Here is a 3,333-nt window from a genome sequence, read left to right on the forward strand (position 1 = left end):
ACGTTGGACACGGCGCCCGCGTGGCTGCCCGACGTGTAGACCCGCTCCGGGCCGCGGGGTCCGCTGGCGCCGGGAGGCACCCCGGGCCACAGGTTGATGCTGAAAGGCGAGCCCGAGGCGGTTGGCGATGGCTCGGCGGCGTGGCCGGGGCGAGCGACGAGGAAGGCCGTTGCCAGCAGCGCGATCCGAACTAGGTGCATGGGGTAAGCCTGGTGAGTCGGTTCTCACCCCAACCTATCAGCCCGTCGCTTTCCCCTGGCTTGCGAGATCGCCCACCTCCGCCCACTCGGGGAGTGCCGCGTTCACCTGGTTCAGCAGGTCGTCGAGGTCGTGCGACTTGCGCGCCAGCTCGTCCGCACGCTCGGCTTCGCGACGCTGCTCCTCGTCGTAATCCGCACTTGCGCCGGTGGCGGCCTCGACGATCAGGCGGGCATATTCGCCGACCAGATCCGGTGAAGGCACGCGGAACCAGATCTTGTTCTCCACCCACCGGATATCCGGCGAGGTGTGTCGTGAGAACACGGCCTCGCAGCGGGCGGCGAACAGGCGCAGCCAGGGGTCGGTCGGTGGGTTGCTCAGGTCGGCAAGGACGCAATAGCCGATGTCGTCTTGCCTGGCGGCGGAAAACCCGCTGACGCGGGGACCGGGTTGGGTGATCGTGGTCATGGCGGCTCCGGGAATCTCCCTGAGATATAGGCTGCCGCGTGTGGAGGACCCGCGAAGCGTTCCTCGCGGGATTTCACACATTAACGTCGCGTGTACGCGATGCTGGGCTTAATCCGGTCAAGGGCGCCATGCGCCACTCGGACGTCGCGGTGAGAGACGAAGTCAGGCGCGCACGCGATACCCAGGTCATGCAAGAGGTCTTGCAGGGCCGACGGACGGGGCTGGCTGGGCTCGCGCCGTTCGCCGGTCCGGCCGTTGTCGTGTCGGTGGCCTATATCGACCCCGGTAATTTCGCGACCAACATCCAGGCTGGCGCCCGATACGGCTACGGGCTGCTCTGGGTGGTGGTTCTTGCCAACCTGGTCGCGATGCTGTTTCAGAGCCTTTCGGCGCGGTTGGGTATCGTGACCGGTCGCGACCTGGCCCAGCTGTGTCGAGAACGCTTGCCCAAGCCGCTGGTTTACGTCATGTGGGTGGTCAGCGAATTGGCGGCGATGGCGACCGATCTTGCCGAGTTCCTCGGTGGAGCGATCGGCCTGAGCCTGCTGTTCCATTTGCCGCTGTTGGTGGGCATGGTCATCACGGGCATCGTGACGTACGCCTTGCTGCTGCTCGAAGGCATGGGCTACCGGCGGCTCGAGCTGGCCATTGGCGCCCTGGTCGGCGTGGTCGGCCTGTCGTATCTGGTCGAGCTGTTCGTCGCGCCGGTGGGCTGGGCATCGCTGGGGCAGCAGATCTTCGTGCCGAGTCTGCCCGACGGTGCGGCGGTGGCGATCGCGGTCGGCATTATCGGTGCGACGGTGATGCCGCACGCCTTGTTCCTGCATTCGGGCCTTACCGAACGGCGTGCGCGGCCGAAGAGCGATATCGAGCGGCGACGGATCATCCGTCTCTCCAACCTCGAGGTCGTGCTGGCCCTGACGGTCGCCGGCCTGATCAACCTGGCGATGGTCGTGATGGCCGCAGGGGCGTTTCACGGAAGTCATCCCGATGTGGCGAAGATCGAGACGGCCTATCAGACCCTCGTGCCTTTGCTGGGCGGTGCGGCGGCGACGATTTTCCTGATCTCCCTGGTGGCTTCGGGCTTCTCCAGTTCGGTGGTCGGAACCATGGCGGGCCAGATGATCATGCAGGGCTTTGTCGCTTTTCGCATTCCGCTTTGGCTGCGGCGGTCCGTCACCATGGTGCCGAGCTTCGCCGTGGTCATCGCCGGCGTGGACGCCACCCGTGCGCTGGTGATGAGCCAGGTCGCGCTGAGCATCGCGTTGCCCTTTCCGATGATTGCGCTGGTGTGGTTTACCAGCCGGCGCGACACCATGGGTGTGTTCCATAACCGCTGGCCTGTCGTCGCGCTGGCGAGCCTGGGCGCGCTGGTGGTGCTCAGTCTCAATGTGGTGCTGTTGCTGGATGCGGCGGGCGCGATTTCGCTCTGACTCACGGCGTGGGTGCGGGGTGATCGAGCCCTGCCACCGTGCGCAGGATCCGCTGGCTCAGTGCAGGCATGTGCGAGACCCACGGAAGCGCGGCATGCCGAAGGCGGGCAACGAGGGGGTTGCCGCTGCGTGCCATGGACGTGACCGCATGCACGCGACGCACGACGCCTTTGTGCACGGCATGACGCTCCCGGTGATAGCGCTCCAGCGCGTCCATCGGCCTGGCTCCGGGGACCGTGAAATACATGGCGAAGGCCGCGGCGTCTTCGATACCCAGGTTCATGCCACGTGCGCCGACCGGGGAATGTACGTGGGCAGCATCGCCACCGAGTGCGATGCGATCGATAGCGCAGCGGTCGGCGACGCGATGGGCGACATGGAACGACGACTCCCACATCGGTTCGCTGGAGACTGTGCCTGCCGGCAACTTGGCGAGGGGATGGGGCATGTTCGATATGACACGCCAGATCTCGTCGTTCAGGGCGAGCAGGAAAATCATGCCTTCCGGAAAGAACATGACATGCGCATGATCGAGGTCGAGTGTCGTTTCCAGCGGAAGGTCGTAGAGTGGCCAGGGCTCCGGGTAGGAGGAGCCGGAAAAACCTATCTCGAGGGTCTTGCGGAAATCGCTGTGTGCACCGTCCGCGGCGAATACTGCGGCATAGCCGTCTTCGCCATCGCTCGCGCCGTTCAACGCGACGCGAACTTCCGCATCATCCTGGCCCACGCATCCCGCGCGAACACCGCGCTCGACATGGATGTTTCGCGCGAGCAACGCCTCGGTCAGAAGGGCTTCGCTGCGTTCCTGCGACAGCACCGTGAGCCCGTATCGCGGATGCATCGATGCCGCTTCGACCGTTGCCAATACCTCGCCGTTCTCATGGAAGCGCACGCCGCGAATGCGACGGCCTTCGGCGAGCATGCGTTCGGTGACACCGGTGTCGGCGAGTAGGTCGAGCGTTCGCGGATTGACGACCAGCGCGCGTGAGTGCGGCGCAGCCTGGAGCGCCGAATCCACGATACGCGCCTTCACGCCGCGGATGTCGAGAAAGAGGGCTGCAGCCAGCCCTGTGGGACCGGCACCGGCGATCAGGACGGACGGCTGGCTCATGCGTGCGCTCCGCGATGTCGTTCAGCCGATCATAGTCGCGGCGAAACACCTACGGCCAGCGTGCCCAGTGAGGACAAGGTCGCGCGTAGGGCGGTCTCCAGGGGCGTGGACGGGACCGATCCG

General features: G+C 65.7%; 3 protein-coding genes and 1 pseudogene. 1 reads left to right on the plus strand and 3 read right to left on the minus strand.

The genetic code is table 11. The features are described 5' to 3' along the window. Both AC1DT2_RS18625 and AC1DT2_RS18630 read right to left on the minus strand, forming a co-directional pair. Positions 1–200: pseudogene (locus AC1DT2_RS18625) on the minus strand (hypothetical protein); the annotation flags it as partial. Positions 201–237: 37 nt separating this feature from the next. Further along, positions 238–666, minus strand: coding sequence for a hypothetical protein (locus tag AC1DT2_RS18630; RefSeq protein WP_213948303.1), 429 nt, complete (start codon positions 664–666; stop codon positions 238–240). 128 nt (positions 667–794) lie between these two features. On the opposite strand from AC1DT2_RS18630, the gene AC1DT2_RS18635 reads away from it, so the two are divergent. Further along, the gene (locus tag AC1DT2_RS18635) at positions 795–2,099 is read left to right on the plus strand and encodes an Nramp family divalent metal transporter (protein ID WP_213948302.1); all 1,305 of its coding nucleotides are present in this window, start codon (positions 795–797) and stop codon (positions 2,097–2,099) included. A 1-nt stretch (position 2,100) separates the two neighbouring features. Here the strand turns inward: AC1DT2_RS18635 and AC1DT2_RS18640 are convergent, their stop codons facing one another. Then, on the minus strand, positions 2,101–3,210 hold the full coding sequence (locus AC1DT2_RS18640) for an FAD-dependent oxidoreductase (protein ID WP_477297964.1): 1,110 nt from the start codon (positions 3,208–3,210) through the stop codon (positions 2,101–2,103). Between the last annotated feature and the right edge of the window lie 123 nt (positions 3,211–3,333).

The sequence above is a fragment of the Luteibacter sp. P4_E6 genome, from assembly GCF_056401535.1.